Below are 19,143 nucleotides of genomic sequence, written 5' to 3'. Positions count from 1 at the left end.
GCGCTTATCCAACACAGACGCGCATGGCGCAAATGCGATATGCGTCACATATTTTGCCGGCCCCGTTCGCGGTTGCGGGCCGCGATCGCCGTGACACCGGGCTCATGCATTGGCGGTTAAGCCTTGATGTGTCAGATTCGCCGCTGGTCGAGTTGGACAGAATCACTGCGCTTTCAAGCGATATTGCTTGGTTGAAGCGACCTTGGCTTCGAAGCAAGGGTAGCTTGCAAGTGATTCTGGACGGCTTCACCGATCGAGCGGCGAAACAGGGGCGCTGCGGCATTCTCTCCATTTGGGAGTTTTTGATGCGCTTTGCCCGCTTTGCCATGCCCCGTCTTTCGCCCAGGCCGCTCGCACTTTCGATCGCAGCCCTGTCCCTCGGTCTTGTCGCAGGACAGGCTGCTGCTGCCGAATGGTTTGTGTCCAATACCGGCAACGACTCGACCGGCAACGGCTCGCTGGCCAGTCCCTACAAGACCATCAAACGCGGAATATCGGCGGCGCGTTCGGGCGACATCATCACCGTGCGTGGACCTGCCGGCAACAACACCTATGTCGAGTGCGAGGTCAGGTTGCGCGTGCCGCTGACGCTGCGCTCGTACACTGGCGAACGTGCGCATATCAGCTGCCCTGTGACGACGGCCGACAGTTCCACCGTGGTGATCGATCCCGCGGCGTCCGGCAGCAAGGTGTCGAATCTTGAGATCAGTGGCGGCCAGTATTACGGCGTGATGATGCGGACCAACTGGGAGCAGGGCGGTCCTGCCTCGGCAACCGGTGCGTCCGACATCTTGCTCGAGGATCTGCTGATCCACGATACCGGTCGTGATGGCATCAAGATCACCCCGAAGTCGAACCGCGTCACCGTTCGTCGCGTCGAGATCTACAACACTGGCGCCGCCTATCCGGCCGGGACCCCCAGCGAAAGCAAGAACGCCGACGGCATCGATAATGTCAACGGCTCGGGCATGCTGGTCGAGGACAGTTACATCCACGACACCGCGACCACTGGCCTGTATTTCAAGGGTGGTGCAGCGGACGTCGTGATCCAGCGTAACCGGATCGAGAACACCGGCGATGCCGGCATCCTGGTTGGCTTCGATACCAGCCCCGAGTTCTTCGACCTGGCTGTCAATCCGCAGTACTACGAGGCGGTCCGCGGCATCGTGCGCAACAACGTGGTGCGCAACACCGGCTATGCGGGCATCGGCCTGTACGCCTCGCGCGATTCGATCGTCGCCAACAACACGATCATCAACGCCGCGCAGAAGGGCCATGCCGCGATCTACCTGGGCGTGACGTTCCAGGACTGGGTAGCGAACGCCGGTCGCCCTGCCAACATCAATCCCAGGCTGGTCAATAACCTGGTACTGCAGGGCAGTGGTCGCTGTATCGACATCCGCTACAGCAGCGAGCTGGGCGGCCTGTCGGGACTCAGCGGTTCGATCAACAGCGACTGGAACGGTTACCTCAATACCGGTTGCACCTTCCGTGACGGACGCCCGGGCAGCGCGATCTCTTCCGGCGGCACATTGGCGCAATGGCGCACGGCGATGAACGCCGACGGCAACAGCAAGCTGGCGGCCTATACGGTCACGGCTACCGGGCGATTGCCAGCCAACAGTCCGGCGATCAATGCCGGCACGACCGTGGCACAGGTGTCCGACGACATCGACAAGCAGGCCCGGGTCGTTCCCTACGATCTCGGTGCGGACGAGTACCAGGGCACCACCTCCGCGGTGACAGTGCGTCGCACCGGTTCGCAGCCGCTGGTGGCGACCACGGCGGCCACCGCCAACAGCCTGCCGACGACCGCCGCCTCGGTGCCGGTCGCAGTGGCGTCCAGCACGACTGCAGCGACCGGCAATACGGCCAGTGCGGTGGCAGCGACGCCGGCGGCGACATCGTCGTCCAACGTCCGCGTTACCGCACCGTTGACGCTGGCATGGTTGCGGTTGAAGGTCTGGGCGAATCATCTGCGGACGCAACTGCTCGACTGAGCGTCATCCGCCGTTGACCAGGAGGCCGCGTCCCGCGAGGGCGCGGCTTTTTTGTTCTCTGCCGGATTCCGGATGCTGGTTCATTGTGACTCGGGCTGACCGAGCCGAGGAGTAATTCCCGGACGGGGCGATGCTGCCTCCGAAGCCGACAAAGTGTCTGCTTTGCTTCGCTTGGAAGAGAGGAAATGCGAAAGCCGGATCGCCGATGCTGGATCTGCAGCGACGCGTCGGGCTGCGGTTGCTCTTCCCTCGGTCAGGGCATCCTGCCCTGACTCTGGCGCACGCCATCCATGGCGTGCTTGGCGCAACCTCCGCCCGACCCGCCACTGCCGCGAGCGTCAGGAATGCGGCGTCGGTTGGTCTTCAGCGCACGACGCCTCCAGCTCCGAAGACATCGGCCCCTCCGCCATCAGTGCGTCGCCTCGGCCGGGGATTGCGGAGAGCGGGCCTTGGATGGCCCGCGGCGGCGAGCCAGCCATGGGTGAGCAGGGGCTGCTTTCGCGGCACTGCCGCGCAGCCCATGCGAACGCCCGCCGTGCTGGGCCGGGCCGAACCGGGCCGCACAGCGGCACGGGCTGACCGGGCCGAGCAGCAAGCCCTGGACGGGGCGATGCAGATTCCGAGGCCGACGAACCCAAGCCGTTGCCCTCAACCCCGAGAAAAACAGAGCCCAAAAGCAGATTCGTTGCACCCGGATTTGCAGCAGCGTGTCGGGCTGCGGCTGCTTTTCCCTCGGTCAGGGTATCCTGCCCTGACTCGAGCGCACGCTGTCCATGGCGTGCTTGGCGCAGCCTCCGCCCGACCCGCCACTGCCGCGAGCGTCGGTATTTCGGCATCGGAAGGCGCTCGACGCATGCTCCTCCAGTGAAGACCTCGACCCATCCCACATCAGCCCGTCGCCTCGGCCGGGGATTGCGGAGGGCGGGTCAGGGGAGACGGGCGGTAAGTCAAAGATGAATGGTCGGGCGAGCGGCGCAGCCATCCTTGTTCGGGTGGGGGCGGCTCCGAACACGACGATGCCGACCGACCCTCCCCAGGCGCATGCGCGTCGCTTGGCTTGGCCGCTCTGGTGCTCCGAGTACGTATCTAGAGGCTACGGATGAAGGCAGCGCGGAGGATCGTCACCGCGACTGTCGATGGCGCTGGATCAGCCACTTTCGACAATGCGATCGTGCAATGACAGGGGATGGTGGTGAACGTGGACGCTTTTGCTGCGGATGCAGGGCAATGCCGGCTGTTGCGACAGGTTTCCCTCAGGGACACGCATGACATGATCGATGGCGACATCGTGGGAGGCCAGGCATGACCGGTCCCTTCGCCAGCCGTGCCAATCGCACCGTCCGCCTGCTGTGGCTGGTCGAACTGATGATCCTGGCGCTGGCGGTGTCCGCCGCGGTCTGGCTGCGCTACATCCAGGACCCGGGTGACCACGGCTTCTTCCTGCAGACCTCGCCGATCCGCTCGTTCCTCGTCGCCCTGTCGGTGACCGCGTCGATGGCCGCGTTCGGCCTCTACCAGCCGCACGTGCGCCACAACAAGATCGATTTCACCCTGCGCGTCGGCCTGGCCTTTATCTTCGGCGGCATCGGCCTGCTGGTGATCTACTACCTGTTCCCGCAGAGCTACATCGGCCGCGGCGTGCTGCTGATCGCCCTGCTGCTTGGCTTCGTGCTGGTCTGCACGCTGCGGCTCGGCGTCTATGGCGTGCTGGGTATCGAAGCGTTCAAGAAGCGCATCCTGATCTATGGCGCCGGCAACAATGCCGACCTGATCAACCGCCGCCTGCGCAGGCGCAGCGACCGCAAGTCGTTCTCCGTCCTGGGTTTCGTGCCCATCGACAACCAGCCCGTCGTCGTGGCCGACAGCATGCTGGTGAGCCGCAAGGACGGCGGCAACCTGCTCGACCTGGTCGAATCGCTGGGTGCGCATGAGGTCGTCATCGCCCCCGACGAGCGTCGCGGCGGATTGCCGATGGACGAGATCCTGCTGTGCGTGCAGCAGGGGATCTCGGTCGTCGACCTGCCGGGCTTCTTCGAGCGCGAAGCCGGACTGATCAAGCTGGAGGTCGTGGACCCGTCCTCGCTGATCTTCTCGGGCGGCTTCGACCACTCGCTGCCGCGGCGGCTGAGCAAGCGCTTCTTCGACCTGGCCGCGGCCTCGCTGTTGCTGCTGCTGGCGTGGCCGTTCATGTTGATCGTGATCCTGTGCATCTGGGCCGAGACCGGCCGGCCGATCCTGTATCGGCAGACCCGGGTCGGCGAGGGTGGCCGCAACTTCGACCTGACCAAGTTCCGCAGCATGCGCGTCGATGCCGAGAAGGATGGCGTGGCGCGCTGGGCCACGACCAACGACGACCGCACGACCCGCGTCGGCCGGTTCATCCGCCAGACCCGCCTGGACGAGCTGCCGCAGCTGTTCAACGTGTTGTCGGGCGACATGAGCTTCGTCGGCCCGCGTCCGGAACGCCCCCAGTTCGTGCAGCAGCTCAACGATGAAGTGCGCTATTACAACGTCCGCCACTCGGTGAAGCCGGGCCTGACCGGGTGGGCGCAGCTGCGCTACCCGTACGGCGCCTCGGTCAAGGATGCCCAGGAAAAGCTCAAGTTCGACCTGTTCTACGTCAAGAACCATGGCCTGATCTTCGACCTGATGATCCTGTTGCAGACCGTCGAGGTGGTGCTGTTCCGGCGTGGCGCCCGTTGAGGGCAGGGGCGCTGCCGTCGCCGGCGGCGGCGCCCACCATCGATTCGCACCGTTTCCGTCAACACAGCAGGTCCGTGGGCATCCGCCCAGCCGGGGCCGGGCGTGGCGGGTAGCGGCGATATAATCCCCGTCTTAGCTCATGTACTCAGGAATCCGTGTGGACACCACCCAAAGCCGTATCAGCGCCTTCATCCTGGACACGTTCCCGCCCGCCGGCGACGAAGCCGACTATGCCCCGACGCAGAGCCTGCTCGACACCGGCGTGATCGATTCGATCGGCGTGCTGACGGTCGTGACCTGGCTCGAACAGGAGTTCGGCATCACCGTGGATGACGAGGATGTGGTCCCGGAAAACCTGGACAGCATCGCCAGCCTGACCGCCTACGTCGACGGCAAACTCGCCGCATCGGAGGACTGATGCGTTACGAGCGCTATCTGGCCGACAGCGCGCAGCGGTTCGCGGCGCGTGCGGCGATCATCCAGGGCGACACGCGCATCAGCTATGCCGAGCTCGACCAGGCGGTCGACCGCTTCGCCGATGCGCTGGTCCACGAAGCCGGCTTCGCCAACGGCGAACGCTGCATCGTGTTTCTCGACAACCGCATCGAAACCGCGGTCGGCATCTTCGGCACCCTGCGTGCCGGTGGCGTGTTCAGCGTCATCAACCCGACGACCAAGGCCGACAAGCTGGCCTTCGTGCTGGGCAACTGCGATGCGTCGGTACTGGTGACCCAGGCCAGCCTGCTGCCGGTCGCGCTCGCCGCCGCGGCGCAGGCGCCGACGGTGCGCCGGATCGTGGTGCTGGACCAGGCCGAGGCACAACCCGGCACGCTGTCCTACGAGGCCTTCATCGCCGCGGCACCGGCCAATGCCGGTCCGCGCGCCGATATCGGTATCGATATCGATCTTGCGATGCTGGTCTACACCTCGGGATCCACCGGCAATCCCAAGGGCGTCATGATGACGCACAAGAACATCGAGCATGCCGCGACCTCGATCACCACGTACCTGGAATCGCGCGACGACGATATCGTCCTCAGCGTGCTGCCGCTGGCGTTCGACTACGGCCTGTACCAGTTGCTGATGTGCGTGAAGATGGGCGCGACGCTGGTGCTGGAGAAGTCGTTCGCATTCCCGCAGAAGATCCTGCCGCTCCTGGCGTCGGAAAAGATCACCGGCTTCCCGCTGGTGCCGACGATGGCCGCGCTGATCGTGCAGCTGCGCAACTTCAATCCCGAATGGGCGAAGACGGTCCGCTACCTGACCAATACCGCGGCCGCGTTGCCGCCGGCGCACATCCTGAAGCTGCAGGAGCTGTTCCCGAACGCGCGCGTGTTTTCGATGTACGGCATGACCGAGTCCAAGCGCTGCACCTACCTGCCGCCGCACCTGCTCACGCGCAAGCCCGACAGCGTCGGCATCGCGATCCCGGGTACCGAGGTCTGGGTGGCCGGCGACGATGGCAAGCCGCTGCCTGCCGGCCAGACCGGCGAGCTGGTCGTGCGTGGCGGCCATGTCATGCAGGGCTACTGGAACAATCCCGAAGCGACCGAGCGCACGCTGCGCACGGGCCGTTACCCGTGGGAGAAGGTGCTGCATACCGGCGACCTGTTCCGCATGGATGACGAAGGCCTGCTGTATTTCGTCGGTCGCAAGGACGACATCCTGAAGTCGCGCGGCGAGAAGGTCAGCCCGAAGGAAGTCGAGAACGTGCTGTATGCGTTGCCGGGCATCCGCGAAGCCGCGCTGGTCGGCGTGCCCGATCCGATCCTGGGGCATGCGCTGAAGGCAATCCTGGTCACCGACCGCGACGACCTCGATGCGCGTGCGATCATCGCGCACTGCAAGACCCATCTCGAGGAATTCATGATTCCGCGTGAGGTCGAGTTCCGCGATGCCCTGCCCAAGACTGGCACCGGGAAGATCCGCCGCAGCGTGCTGCAGGCCGAAGCCGAAGGGCGCACGTTGCCCGGCGAGGACGAGTAGGGCGCGAAGGAGTAGGGCGAGGCGACCGCACAATGCCGGGGCACGACCGCGGCGATGTGCGGCGTCGCATGCACGGCGCGCATGTGGCCTGCCATCGCCGGCGGGGCTGACCGGATTGCGTGGGTTTGGACGTGTCCTGAAGCAGGCGTTGCGGCGACCGCTGTCGATACGGTGGGACGATCCCGATGATCGTCGCCGGTAACGCGCACGCCAGCGTTCGCCATTGCCGGAAGCCCACGCATGCCTGCTCCAAGCCAGTCTGCTCCAAAGCCGTCCGCTCCAAGCCCGTCCGGACACGGCTGCTCCGATCACGACCGGTCTGGTCGCAGCCACGCGCTCCGCAAGCGCGATGTCCTGTTCGTCGTTGCGCTCACCTGCTGTTTGATGGCCGCCTGCCGCCCCGGCAGCGAAGCCCCTGCCGTTTCGGCCGAGCGCGTACTCCGCTTCCAGGCCGATGGAGCGGCGCGTCCGCAGGCCAGCGAGCGCGGCGATGTCGTCGTGCGCGAACTGCTCGGCGGGCTGTCGCATCCCTGGGGCCTGGCCTTCCTGCCCGATGGCGCGATGCTGGTCACCGAACGTCCCGGCCGGCTGCATCGCATCGCCGCCGATGGCACGATCACCACCCTGCTCGACGAGGTGCCCCGGTTGTTCATGCGCGGCCAGAGTGGCGTGCTCGACGTCGCGGTGTCGCCGCAGTTCGCCGAGGATCGCCTGGTGTATGTCTCGTATGGCGAATCGAACTTGCGCGGCAACAAGGGCGGCACTGCGGTCGCGCGTGCGCGGCTGGAGGGGGATCGGCTGGGGACGCTGGAGGTGATCTTCCGCCAGGAGCCCAAGTTGTCCAACAGTTCGCATATCGGCTCGCGACTGACGTTCGATGACCGTGGCTACCTGTTCGTCAGTGCCGGCGACAACCGCGACAGCGGCAAGGCGCAGTTGCTCGACCATCTGCAGGGCAAGGTCGTGCGCCTGCATCCCGACGGTCGCATACCCGACGACAACCCCTTCGTCGGGCGTGCCGATGTGCGCGCCGAGATCTGGTCCTATGGCCATCGCAACATCCAGGGCATGGCGATGCACCCGACGAGCGGGCAGGTGTGGACGCATGAGCATGGGCCGTTCGGCGGCGACGAGATCAACCTGGCGCAGGCCGGACTGAACTACGGTTGGCCGCTGGCCACCCATGGCCGCGAGTACTCCGGCGACAAAGTGCCCGAGGCGATCGGTACGCATGTGCCGGGCACGCAGCCGCCGCACCACTACTGGCAGGTCTCGCCGGCGCTCAGCGGCATGGCGTTCTACACCGGCGAGGTGTTTCCGCAATGGCGCGGCAACCTGTTCATCGGCGCGATGGCGGGACAGCGGTTGATCCGGCTGGAGCTGGACGGCGACCGCATCGTCCATGAAGAAGGCTTGCTGACCGATCTGGGCGAGCGCATCCGCGACGTGCGCATGGGCCCGGATGGATACCTCTATCTGCTGACCGACGATGCCGCCAATGGCCGGCTGTTGCGGCTGGAGCCGGCCGCTGCAATGTCGTCCGGTGAAGGCCCTGCGGTTGAAGCGCCTGCACGTGACCTGCCTGCGGTTGAAGTCGCCGGGAAGCCGGCCGCCTGACCGACGCCCTGCGGCCTGCGCCGCGCCGGCGTCAGTGACCGGCGTGCTGGCGTTGCAGCAGCAGCGTCGACAGGATGCCGACGAAGGCCTGGTTGTCGGCAAAGCTCGTGGTGCGCCCGGCGCGTGCCTTGGCATACAGATGGCCGACCGCGCCGGCATCGAACAGGCCGCTGGCCTTCAGGTGCGCCGGGTCGAACAGCTCGGCGACATAGTCCAGTGGTTCGCCGTCGACGAAGAAGCAGCGACTGTCGGGTGCGCGATAGGGTTGCTTGGTCCGGTGCAGGATGTCGGCGGGCAGCAGGTCGGCCAGCGCCTTGCGCAGCAGGAATTTCTCGGTCAGGCCGCGGATCTTGTACGAAGGCGGCAGCCGGTTGGCGAATTCGATCAGCGTGTGGTCGAGGAACGGGAAGCGGGCCTCGATCGATCCGGCCATCGCGACACGGTCGCCCTGCGATGCCAGCAGGTAACCGGCGAGCAGGGTCTTGGCCTCGACGTACTGGTCGCGCGCCAACGGCGACCAGCGTCCGATCGCTTCGGGCAGGCGCGATTCGGCCAGTGCCAGGGCGTCCCATTCGCCCACGCGCGCGCGCAGTTCCGGCGACAGGAACGACAGCGCACGCTGCGACGTGGTCCAGCGCGGCACATGCGCGAACACCGGGCGGCCGAGATGTTGCATGCCCTGGCCGAAGAACGCGGCGGCGAAGGCGGGATTGCTGGCCGGCGAGTGCTCGAGGTAGCCGTAGAGCTTGCCGAGCAGTTTCGGACGCCAGGCAGAATCCGGTTGGCGCGCCCAGAAACGGCGGATCTTGGCTTCCTTGAACAGGTCATAGCCGCCGAACAGTTCGTCGGCCCCTTCGCCGGTCAGCACGACCGTGTAGCCATGTGCGCGCACGGTGTCGGCCAGCAGCATCAGCGGTACCGCCGCGGTGCGCAACACCGGCGTCTCGGTATGCCGGATCAGGCGCGGAAACGCCTCGCCGATCTGGCGCGGCGTGACCCGCAGCGTGGTGTGCTCCGTCCCCAGGTGGCGCACCATCGCCATCTGGTGTTCGCTTTCGTCGAACTCGGCTTCGTCGAACGCGACCGAGAACGTGCGCACCGGTGTCTCGGTGAAACCGCGGATCAGCGCGACGATGCCCGATGAATCCAGTCCGCCGCTCAGATACGCACCGACCGGGACATCCGCGCGCAACTGCAGGCGGACCGCATCGATCAGGCGTTCGCGCAGTTCGGCCGCGGCGTCCTCGATGCTCGCGAAGCGCGCCGGCGACGTCTCGGCGGCATCCGGGAACACCCAGTCCCAGTAGCGGGTCAGCGTCTCGCTGCCATCGGCCTCGATCGCCAGCGTGTGCCCCGGCGGCAGGCTGCGTACGTCCTGGTAGGCGGTGTCGGGGTCGAGCGGCGCCCAGTAGCTGAAGGCCTGCACGATGCCGAGCGGATCGAGCTGCGCGCGCTCGGGCACGGCGGCGAACAGTGCCTTCATTTCCGAGGCGAACCACAGCGCCCCGCGCGCGCGGGTGTAGTACATCGGGCGGATGCCGGCGCGGTCGCGTGCCAGCACCATCCGTCGACGCGTGCTGTCCCACAGCGCGATCGAGAACTGGCCGTTGAGGTGCTCGACGAAGGCATCGCCGTAGCGGTCGTACAGGTGCACGATCACTTCGGTGTCGGAATGGGTGTAGAAGCGATGGCCCTGCGCCTCGAGCTCGGCACGCAGTTCGATGTAATTGAAGATCTCGCCGTTGAAGACCGTCCACACCGTCTGCGTCGGGTTGTGGATCGGCTGGGCGCCGCCGCTGAGGTCGATGATCGACAGCCGCGCATGGGCCAGGCCGACACCGGGTGCGACGTGATAGCCATAGCCGTCGGGCCCGCGGTGGGCGAGGGTATGGATCATCCGTTCCAGCAATGCCTGCGCCTGCGCGTCGGCAACGTCGGTCCCCAGGAATCCGGCCAGGCCACACATCGGGTCAGGAGCCTTGCGTGTGCAGTGCGGGATGCGCCGGCGACGGCACCACGCCGGCCTCGCGCAGCAGCGACGGCGGGCAGTGATCGCCCCGGCGCTTGTCGTGCGGCGCCGGCTGGGCGTGCTCGGGACGCGGGGCGTCGACCGGCAGCGGTTTCAGGCGCGAGCTGTACCAGTCGACGACGCGGTCGCATTCGAACTCGACCCACGACGGCCCATAGATCCAGCGTTCGCTGTCTTCGTCGCGCCCGACCGGTTCACCGAGCAGGCGGGCGACATCGCCACCGGGCATGCCCAGCGCGAGGGCATCCAGATGCAAGGGCGTCGCCGAATCCGCGCCGGCCGCGGGTGGCCGTTGTTCGTAGCGACGGTCGGCGTCATCGCTGGGCAGGTTGCTGAAATACCAGACGGCCGCCAGCAACAGAACGCCGGCGACCAGCCAGAACTTGCGCGAGTGCAGGAACTTCGGGTCCGACGCCGCCGGCGAAGGCGGCGGTGGACGGCGCCGGCGAGGCGACGAGGTGCCGCTGGGTGTCGATGCAGCTGACGCTGAACCAGATGACGCTGACGCCCTCGATGCAGAGCGGAACTGTGCCGTGCCTGCCGCGCTCCCTTGCGTCGTGGTTGTGGGGTTGAGGTCAGCGGTCGGCGTGCTTGTGCCTGTTCCGCGGCCATTGCCCGCCGCTGTGCCCGTCGTGGCCGCGTGCGGCAGCGAGCCCGGCAGGCGGCCGTGCTGGCGATGGAAATCCAGCGCAGCCGAGTAGCACAGGTTCAGGTCCTTCAGCGTATTGACGGCGTTCGCGTTGTCGTCGGTGCGGTCCGGATGCAGCTCGCCGACGCGGCGACGATAGGCCTGCTTGAACGTGTCCAGCGAACAATCGGGCGCGATGCCGAGTTCGCGATACAGGCGGATGAAGTCGATCATCGTGCGCCGCCTGCCAGCTGCCGGCCACGGCGGGTACGCGCCCGCGTCCAGGATCCCTGGCGGCGATCGGAGAAGCCGGATCTGGGCGGGGGTCCTGCCATCGTTGTCAGGTATAGGCGCGGCGGCAGAACACGCCGGGCAGGCGTGTCATCGCCCGGAACAGGTCGGTGCCGACCGAGGTTTCGATGGCCACGCGCGGCATGTCGTACTTCGTGCTGGCACATGTCGCGAAGCCGCCGTAATACGAGAATGCGTGACGCACGCCCTGGTCTTCCAGGCAGGCCCAGGTATCGGCGTTGAAGGCGTCGCGTCCACCTACCGGGTAGGCGAAATAGCTCATCTCGGCGCCGAGTTCGGCATTGATCCTGGCCCGGCATCCGGCGATTTCGGCCAGTTGCTGTTCGCGCGGCATCCGTGCCAGCACCGGATGGTGCACGGTATGCCCGCCGATGGTCATGCCGTTGGCATGCATCTCGCGGATCATGTCCCAGTCCATCCAGTGGTCGCGAGTGATGCACGGGGCCGCGATCTGGGACTCGGCGCGCAGCTGCGCCAGGAACGCGGCGTTGTCATGCGCGGGCAGGGTCTTGTAGAACTCGAGCGTCTGCCGGATCGGGCGCGCGCGGTCGCCCGGCTCGATCAGCAGCGGGGTACGGAACCATGGCGCCATCGTCAGCGCGCTGGCCGACGTGTTGCGCAGCAGGGCCGCGATCTCATCCCACCACGGCAGCGTGGGTTTGTCGATGAAGCCGGTGGTGACGAAGAACGTGGCCGGCACCTTGTGGGCACGCAGGACGGGAAACGCGAGTTCGTAGTTGTCGCGATAGCCGTCGTCGAAGGTGATCATGACGTGGCGGCCGCGCGGCTTGGCCAACGCGTGGTCGAGGTCGGCCGGCGAGATCACATCGCAATGCCGCGCCAGGAACGCGACCTGCTCGTCGAAGGCCGATGCGCTGGCGCTCCACAGCTCGCGGTCGTATGGCGACTGGCTGCCATCGCCGATGCGGTGGTAATTGAGGATCAGCACGCCGTGCGGGCGCTGGAAGAAGGCCAGCAGGTCGCGCAGACCGGTGGAGGCCAGAACCTTTGCCGCCAGGTCTCTCTTCATGCGAACCTCCCTCGGCCGCCATGGCCCCGCCTTCGCGGCGCCGGCAGGCAGGTGCCGTGGTATGGCACTACCCGTAGACAACAACATGCGTGACTGCAGGCTGGCCATCGGCGCCGGGCACAGCTCGCCATCCTGCGCGCGCTCCCGACGTCTCCGCGAGGACGCCTGAAGGGCATCCGACCGTTTGCTGCAATTCCCCACATCCCCAGCCATGTAGTAAACCCAATCGATTCCTGAAACTCAACCTCGGGCTCAGCCGGATTGTCCTGCTCTCTCCCCCAATGACGTTTTTCATGGAACGATCCGGCCAATGCGGCGACGGGATCGGCCACGCATCCCAGGGAATTGCATGCACCGCGGCCCGATACAGACGTTCTGCCTGCTCCTGACGAGGTCGGCCCCGATCGGGCCAGCCTCGATCGGGTCTGCCTTCAGCAGGCGCGCCCCGCTGAGGCATGCCCTGGGCGGGATGGCGCTGCTCGCCCTGGCGGCACTGTCGTTGCCGGCGGTGGCGGCGGAGTGGTTCGTCTCGCCGACCGGCGACGACGCGCGCGGCAACGGCTCGGAGGCCCGCCCGTTCCGCAGCATCATGCGCGTCATCAATACCTCGACCGGGGTCGCCCGACGCGGCGACACGATCACCCTGCGCGGGCCGGCCGGTAACAACACCTATCCCGAATGCGATGTCCGCCTGCGCGTGCCGTTGACGCTGCGCTCCTATCCCGGCGAGCGCGCGCACATCCAGTGCCCGATCCGCACCAAGGACAGCGTGGTCGTGCAGATCGATCCGGGGGCGTCGGGCAGCCGCCTGTCGAACCTGGAGATCAGCGGCGGCCAGTACTACGGCGTGATGATGCAGACCGACTGGTACCAGGGCGGGCCGGACAGTGACACCGGCGCGTCCGACATCGTGCTCGAGGACCTGCTGATCCACCACACCGGACGCGACGGCATCAAGATCACGCCCAGGTCCAGGCGGATCACGATCCGGCGCAGCGAGATCCACAACACCGGGCAGGCCTATCCGCCGGGCACGCCGCACGATCGCAAGAACGCCGACGGCATCGACAACGTCAATGGCGATGGCATGGTCGTCGAGGACAGCTACATCCACGATATCGCCACCACCGGCCTGTACTTCAAGGGCGGCGCGACGGATGTGGTGATCCAGCGCAACCGCATCGAGAACACCGGCGATGCCGGCATCCTGGCCGGTTTCGACACCAGTCCCGAGTTCTTCGACCTGGTCGCCAATCCCGGCTACTACGAGTCGGTGCGCGGCATCATCCGCAACAACGTGGTGCGCAACACCGGGTATGCCGGCATCGGCCTGTTCGCGGCCAAGGACGCGCTGGTGGTCAACAACACCATCGTCAATGCCGCGCGCAAGGGCCATGCCGCGATCTATTTCGGGCTGACATTCCAGGACTGGGACGAGTCCGCGGGCCGGCCGGCCAGCGTCAATCCCAGGATCGTCAACAACCTGGTGATGCAGAACAACGGCCGTTGCGTGGACATCCGCTGGTCGCATGAGCTGGGCGGCATGTCGGCGCTCGATGGCGCTGCCGGCCTGGACTGGAACGGCTACGGCAACAGCAGCGGACTGTGCCGCTTCAACGACCAGCGTCCGGCCTCGGCACCGGGCCTGTCGACCAGCCTGGCAGGCTGGCAGCGTGCCAGCCATGGCGATGCCAACAGCATCGATGCCCGGTTCGACCTGGATGCGGACGGGCGCCCGGTCGCCGGCAGTCCGGCCCTTGGCGCGGGCACGCCGTTGCCGGAGGTGACCGACGACATCCAGCGCCATACGCGGGCGCCGCCTTACGACCTCGGCGCGTTCCAGAGCAATGGCGAGCCCGCCGCGGTCGATGCCGCCGCGCCGCAGCCCTCCGTTGCCCCCCGGGACGAACAGGTACCCATGTTGGGTACAACCCCGGACAATGTCTCCCTATTCGTCAAACTGGTACCCGATCCAATGACCCTGTTGCCCTGGATTCTCCTGGCCGTGGCCGTCGTCGTCCTGCTGATCGGACTGGCGGTGGCGCTACACCTGGTCCGCAAGCGCAATGTCATGGGCTGGCTGATGGGCTACCTGCGCGGCGGCTGGAAGGCGCCGGTACCGCAGGGCACCACGCGCCACCTGATGTTCTGCTTCGTCGATCATTACGAGCCTGCCTGGGGCAAGCCCGACTATGCCAAGGAATGCGAGCGCGTCGCGCGCTGGCGGCGTGACCTGCCGACGCTGTGCGCCCCGCATCGCGACGCCGACGGTCGACCGCCGGTGCATTCGTTCTTCTATCCCGAAGAGGAATACCGGCCCGAGCACCTGGATTCGCTGGTCGACCTGTGCCGGATGGGGTTGGGCGAGATCGAGATCCACCTGCACCATGACGGCGATACCGAAGCCGGGCTGCGCGAGAAGCTGTCGCGCTTCACCGAACTGCTGGCCAGCCGCCATGATGCGCTGCCGCGCGATCCGCAGACCGGGCAACCGCGCTGGACCTTCATTCATGGCAACTGGGCGCTCGACAACTGCCATCCCAGCGGCCGCCATTGCGGCGTCGACAATGAGCTGATCGTGCTGCGCGAGGAGGGTTGCTACGCCGATTTCACGCTGCCGGCCGCACCCGATCCGTGCCAGACCAGCACCGTCAACCGCATCTATTACGCCAAGGACGACCCGCATCGCGGCAAGTCGCACGACAAGGGCGAGCGCGTCCGTGTCGGCGGCCAGCACGACGCCGCGGCGACCGAAGCCGACCTGATGATCATCCAGGGGCCGCTGGGCTTCCGCTGGAACAGCCGCAAGTTCGGCATCATCCCGCGCATCGAGAATTCAGACATCCGTGCGGTCGCGCCGCCCAGTCCCGACCGCATCGATGCCTGGGTCGAGACCGGCATCCACGTCGAGGGCCGGCCGGAGTGGATCTTCGTCAAGATCCACACCCATGGCGCCGAGGACTGCGACATGGACACCTTGCTGGGCAAGTCGATGGACCAGGCGTACCGTTACCTGGAGTCGCGCTACAACGACGGCAAGGACTGGAAGCTGCACTACGTCAGTGCGCGCGAGACCTACAACATCATCAAGGCCGCCGAAGCCGGCGTCGACGGCGACCCGGGGCAGTACCGCGATTTCGTGATCCCGAGGCCGCTGTACCGCGCTCCCGCAGCTGATGCTGCCCACTGATCGTCGCGCGCGGGCCATTGCTTGCGGGTCCTCCCGCAGCGATCGTCCCGCACTGCGCTGCAGGCTGCCCGGTACCCATGCGGGTCGCCTGCGTGGCCGCCGCCACCTCTATACCGACGTTGGAAACACAAACATGTCATCTGCAATGAACAGCGCCCACCGGCAATACCGGACAGCGCGGGATATCGACGGCTGCACCCTGCAGCCACCATTGGCGCGCGCCGCGCAGGCCGCGCGGGGACCGGCATGCTGAAGATCGCCGTGATCGGTTGCGGCAAGATTGCCGACAGCCACATCGAACAGATCCGTGCCATCGGCTGCGGCGACGTGGTCGCGGTCTGTGATCGCGAGCCGCTGATGGCCGAGCAGCTGGCACAGCGCTGGTCGGTGCCGGGCATCCATACCGATGCGCTGGAGATGCTGCAGCGCGTGCGCCCGGACGTGGTGCACATCGCGACGCCGCCGGACTCGCATGTCGCGCTGGCGACGATGGCGCTGGAGCACGGCTGCCATGTCTTCGTCGAGAAGCCCTTCGCGCTGACAGCCGCCGATGCGGCGGTGATCCTGGATGCAGCAGCACGCGCGGGCAAGCGCGTCAGCGTCAATTACCTGTACAACTTCGAGACGCCGGCGCTGGAGCTGCAGCAGCTGCTGGACGATGGCCGCATCGGCCGCGTCGTGCATCTGGAAAGCAACTACGGCTACAACCTGGCCGGTGACTACGGCGTGGCCGTGCTCAGCGATCCCGAGCACTGGGTGCACCGTTTGCCGGGCAAACTCTTCCACAACGTGCTCGACCACGTGCTGGCCAAGGTGGCGCCGCATGTCGGCGACGACTTCACGCTGCAGGCGACCGCGTTCCGGCTGCGGCCCGACAGCGGCAACCCGGTGCTCGATGCGATGTCCGACGAGCTGCGTTTCATCGTCAAGGGCGCCAATGGCGTCACCGCATCGGGATCGGTCAGTGCGCACGCCAAGCCGGTCGCGCATACGCTGCGGGTGTTCGGAACGGCCGATTCGGTCGAACTCGACTACGCGGCCCGGACCCTGGTGCGCAGTGCGCGCCAAACCCAGCCCAGCGCGATCGGACGGCTGTTCCCGCCGTTCGTGCAGACGCGGCAGTACTGCCGCAACGGCTGGCGCAACGTCGCCGATTTCGGACGTGCGAAATCGCATTATTTCCAGTGCATGCGGGTGCTGTTGGCGCGCTTCTACGGCGCCATCGAAGGCCGGGACGAGGATCCCGTCGCACCTGCGCATGTGCTTCGCGTATGCAGGATGATCGACATGATTGTGGAACAGACGAGGCGGCCGGCATGAGGGTGCTGGTAACGGGAGCCGGTGGATTCCTCGGCCGACGGATCGTGGTCAGCCTGCTCGAGGCGGGTGCCGACGATGTCTGCCTGCATTTTCGCGACCGCGCGCCGGAGCGTCTGCTCGAAGAACTGCGCGGGCGTTTCCCGCAGGCTAGGATCGAGGCGCGGGGCGCCAACCTGCTGTCGCGGACGCGCCTGCCCGCGCTGGTCGAGGGCATCGATTGCCTGGTGCACGCGGCTGCCGGCATGCGCGGCTCGGCAGCGGACATGTTCGCCAACACCGTGGTCGGGACCCGCAACCTGCTCGATGCCGCTGGCGCCGCGGGTGTGCGCAGGATCGTGCTGGTCAGTTCGTTCTCGGTCTATCGCACCGAGCAACTGGCGCGCGGCGCGCGGCATGACGAACAGGTGCCGATCGAGGCCACCGGCATCGAGAAGGGCGCCTACGCCTATGCCAAGACCCGCCAGGAACACCTGTTCGAGGAGTACCGTCAGCGGTTCGGCTTCGAGTCGGTGGTACTGCGCCCGGGCGTGATCTATGGGCCGGCCGGCGGGCGCTTGTCGAACCGGATCGGGTTGCGCGCGATGGGCGTGTTCTTCTCGCTGGGCGGCTCGGCGGCCTTGCCGCTGACCTATGTCGACAATTGCGCCGATGCGATCGCGCTGGCGGCCCTGAAGGCGCCCGATGGCGGCCGCTACAACGTGGTCGACGACGACCTGCCGAGCTGCCGGGGCTACCTGCGCGACTACCGCCGCAAGGTGGAGCCGCTGCGTACGCTGCCGGTGCCGTACTGGGCGTTCCTGCTGGGGTCGTCGATGCTGCTGAAGTACCACAAGGCATCCAAGGGCCAGCTGCCGGCGGTGTTCACGCCATACATTGTGCGTTCGATGTACCGCCCGCTGCGCTATTCGAATGCCGCGCTGAAATCGCTGGGCTGGACGCCGGCGGTCAGCACGGCCGAAGGCATGGAGCGTTCGTTCCGCTTCTGGCGCGAAAACCCGCAGTAAGCAAACGTGCCGGGGTCGTCGCGAACCCGTGTCCCTGTGACCGGGGCCGCATCGCAGGGTGAACCGCCTGGCCCGGCCTGGTGAACAGACTTGGTCGGGGTTGGCCTGACGTGGCGGGCCTGGCGTGGCCCGCGCGGGCAGGCGCGTCCGCGGCCTACGCGTGCCCGCGCGCCGCCGCGTAGACGGCGTCGTACTGCGCGCGCATCGCCTGGATCGACGCGTGGCGCTCGACTTCGTCGCGCGCGGCGTGTCCCAGTCGCGCGCGCAGCGCGGGATCTGCCAGCAGCGTGTCCAGGTGCACTTCAAGCTGTGCGCCGTCTTCGGAGGCGAACAGCAGGCCGGTGTCGCCGTCGCGGATGATCTCGGGGTTGCCGCCAACATCGGTGGCCACGACCGCGAGCCCGGTCGCGCAGGCTTCCAGCAGCGCGATGGACAGGCCCTCGGTGCGCGAGGGCAGCACGAAGACATCGAGTGCCGACAGCAGGTCGGCGACATCGGCGCGCGCGCCGGTGAACAGTGCGCGGTCGCCCAGGTTCAGCGCGGTGGCCAGTGCGCGCAGCTCGGCATCCAGCGGACCGTCACCGATCAGCACGGCCTTGAGGCGTGGATGGCGCTGCAGCAGCGAGGGCAGCCGTGACAGCAGCAGGCGATGGTTCTTCAGCGCGACCAGGCGACCGACACAGCCGACGACGCATTCGTCGTCGGCGATACCCAGCAGCGTGCGCGCACGTGCGCGCCGCGTGCCGTCGTCGGCGAAGCGCTCGACCGGGATGCCGTTGCGCACGGTCACGGCCTTCGACGCGGCAATCATGCCGCTGCCGACCAGGTGGTCGTGGACCTGGCGTCCCACCAGGGCGACCTTCGCGGTGCGCGCCAGCGACCCGCGATACAGCCAACGCAGACGCCGGTTGGCCAGCCGCGTGCCCATGTTGTGGCAGGTGTTGACCAGCGCCGGGGCCGGTCGCACCAGCAGCAGGGCCGCGGCGGCGTAATAGTTGGGCACGAAGTTGTGGGTATGCACGACGTCGATGTGCTGGTCGACGACCAGGCGGCGCAGCGCGCGCATGACCTTCAGGTCCAGCGCGCCCTGCTTGTTGCCGACGATGACCGGTACGCCGGCGGCTTCCAGCGTCTGCCGGAAGCCATCCGTGGCGCAGATGCTGAACACGAACACGCGATGGCCATGGGCGAGCTGCGCGATCGCGGTGTCGGTGACCACGCGCTCGAGCCCGCCGGTCTCCAGGGTGTCGACGACATGGACGATGCTCAGGGGGTGTTCGGATGCCATCGGGAGTCTTGGTCGAAGAAGGGGAGGCCGTGCGGA

General features: G+C 66.9%; 12 protein-coding genes. 8 read left to right on the top strand and 4 right to left on the bottom strand.

The genetic code is table 11. The annotated features are described in order from the left end of the window. Positions 1-23: 23 nt before the first annotated feature. The 5 genes from ACYX7E_RS05520 (at position 24) to ACYX7E_RS05500 (ending at position 8,306) form a co-directional block, all read left to right on the top strand. Complete coding sequence (locus tag ACYX7E_RS05520; RefSeq protein ID WP_462079572.1) at positions 24-2,000, top strand: right-handed parallel beta-helix repeat-containing protein; 1,977 nt, start codon at positions 24-26, stop codon at positions 1,998-2,000. A 1,302-nt stretch (positions 2,001-3,302) separates the two neighbouring features. After that, a complete protein-coding gene (locus ACYX7E_RS05515; RefSeq protein ID WP_462079571.1) occupies positions 3,303-4,703 on the top strand; it encodes a TIGR03013 family XrtA/PEP-CTERM system glycosyltransferase in 1,401 nt (466 codons plus the stop codon). Positions 4,704-4,860: 157 nt separating this feature from the next. Continuing rightward, a complete protein-coding gene (locus ACYX7E_RS05510; protein WP_462079570.1) occupies positions 4,861-5,121 on the top strand; it encodes an acyl carrier protein in 261 nt (86 codons plus the stop codon). Next, a complete protein-coding gene (locus ACYX7E_RS05505; RefSeq protein ID WP_462079569.1) occupies positions 5,121-6,689 on the top strand; it encodes a class I adenylate-forming enzyme family protein in 1,569 nt (522 codons plus the stop codon). The genes ACYX7E_RS05510 and ACYX7E_RS05505 overlap by 1 nt, the downstream gene beginning before the upstream one ends. 384 nt (positions 6,690-7,073) lie before the next feature. Continuing rightward, positions 7,074-8,306 carry a PQQ-dependent sugar dehydrogenase gene (locus ACYX7E_RS05500; RefSeq protein WP_462079568.1) on the top strand — a complete coding sequence of 411 codons (1,233 nt, stop codon included), beginning with the start codon at positions 7,074-7,076 and terminating at the stop codon, positions 8,304-8,306. Positions 8,307-8,337: 31 nt separating this feature from the next. Here the strand turns inward: ACYX7E_RS05500 and asnB are convergent, their stop codons facing one another. The 3 genes from asnB to ACYX7E_RS05485 form a co-directional block, all read right to left on the bottom strand. Next, complete coding sequence (asnB, locus tag ACYX7E_RS05495) at positions 8,338-10,272, bottom strand: asparagine synthase (glutamine-hydrolyzing) (RefSeq protein WP_462079567.1); 1,935 nt, start codon at positions 10,270-10,272, stop codon at positions 8,338-8,340. A gap of 4 nt (positions 10,273-10,276) precedes the next feature. Continuing rightward, entirely contained in the window at positions 10,277-11,197 is a 921-nt protein-coding gene (locus ACYX7E_RS05490) for a J domain-containing protein (RefSeq protein WP_462079566.1), read from the bottom strand. Positions 11,198-11,303: 106 nt separating this feature from the next. After that, positions 11,304-12,305, bottom strand: a complete 1,002-nt coding sequence (locus ACYX7E_RS05485; RefSeq protein WP_462079565.1) for a polysaccharide deacetylase family protein — start codon at positions 12,303-12,305, stop codon at positions 11,304-11,306. A 469-nt stretch (positions 12,306-12,774) separates the two neighbouring features. Here ACYX7E_RS05485 and ACYX7E_RS05480 point away from each other — a divergent pair, with 469 nt between their 5' ends. The 3 genes from ACYX7E_RS05480 (at position 12,775) to ACYX7E_RS05470 (ending at position 17,819) form a co-directional block, all read left to right on the top strand. Beyond that, complete coding sequence (locus ACYX7E_RS05480; protein WP_462079564.1) at positions 12,775-15,495, top strand: right-handed parallel beta-helix repeat-containing protein; 2,721 nt, start codon at positions 12,775-12,777, stop codon at positions 15,493-15,495. A gap of 246 nt (positions 15,496-15,741) precedes the next feature. After that, on the top strand, positions 15,742-16,815 hold the full coding sequence (locus ACYX7E_RS05475; protein ID WP_462079563.1) for a Gfo/Idh/MocA family protein: 1,074 nt from the start codon (positions 15,742-15,744) through the stop codon (positions 16,813-16,815). Further along, complete coding sequence (locus ACYX7E_RS05470) at positions 16,812-17,819, top strand: NAD-dependent epimerase/dehydratase family protein (RefSeq protein ID WP_462079562.1); 1,008 nt, start codon at positions 16,812-16,814, stop codon at positions 17,817-17,819. Before ACYX7E_RS05475 ends, ACYX7E_RS05470 begins: the two co-directional genes overlap by 4 nt. A gap of 154 nt (positions 17,820-17,973) precedes the next feature. On the opposite strand, the gene ACYX7E_RS05465 is transcribed toward ACYX7E_RS05470, so the two are convergent. Continuing rightward, entirely contained in the window at positions 17,974-19,107 is a 1,134-nt protein-coding gene (locus ACYX7E_RS05465; protein WP_462079561.1) for a glycosyltransferase, read from the bottom strand. Positions 19,108-19,143 lie beyond the last annotated feature (36 nt).

This window comes from Luteimonas sp. RIT-PG2_3 (genome assembly GCF_054902115.1).
This window is presented reverse-complemented; position numbering and strand designations above follow the sequence as displayed.

Coding starts and splice junctions, on each gene's coding strand:
- ACYX7E_RS05490 (WP_462079566.1), bottom strand. CDS start 11,197: ATGATCGACTTCATCCGCCTGTATCGCGAACTCGGCATCGCGCCCGAT.
- ACYX7E_RS05480 (WP_462079564.1), top strand. CDS start 12,775: ATGGCGCTGCTCGCCCTGGCGGCACTGTCGTTGCCGGCGGTGGCGGCG.
- ACYX7E_RS05485 (WP_462079565.1), bottom strand. CDS start 12,305: ATGAAGAGAGACCTGGCGGCAAAGGTTCTGGCCTCCACCGGTCTGCGC.
- asnB (WP_462079567.1), bottom strand. CDS start 10,272: ATGTGTGGCCTGGCCGGATTCCTGGGGACCGACGTTGCCGACGCGCAG.
- ACYX7E_RS05470 (WP_462079562.1), top strand. CDS start 16,812: ATGAGGGTGCTGGTAACGGGAGCCGGTGGATTCCTCGGCCGACGGATC.
- ACYX7E_RS05520 (WP_462079572.1), top strand. CDS start 24: ATGGCGCAAATGCGATATGCGTCACATATTTTGCCGGCCCCGTTCGCG.
- ACYX7E_RS05465 (WP_462079561.1), bottom strand. CDS start 19,107: ATGGCATCCGAACACCCCCTGAGCATCGTCCATGTCGTCGACACCCTG.
- ACYX7E_RS05515 (WP_462079571.1), top strand. CDS start 3,303: ATGACCGGTCCCTTCGCCAGCCGTGCCAATCGCACCGTCCGCCTGCTG.
- ACYX7E_RS05475 (WP_462079563.1), top strand. CDS start 15,742: ATGCTGAAGATCGCCGTGATCGGTTGCGGCAAGATTGCCGACAGCCAC.
- ACYX7E_RS05505 (WP_462079569.1), top strand. CDS start 5,121: ATGCGTTACGAGCGCTATCTGGCCGACAGCGCGCAGCGGTTCGCGGCG.
- ACYX7E_RS05500 (WP_462079568.1), top strand. CDS start 7,074: ATGGCCGCCTGCCGCCCCGGCAGCGAAGCCCCTGCCGTTTCGGCCGAG.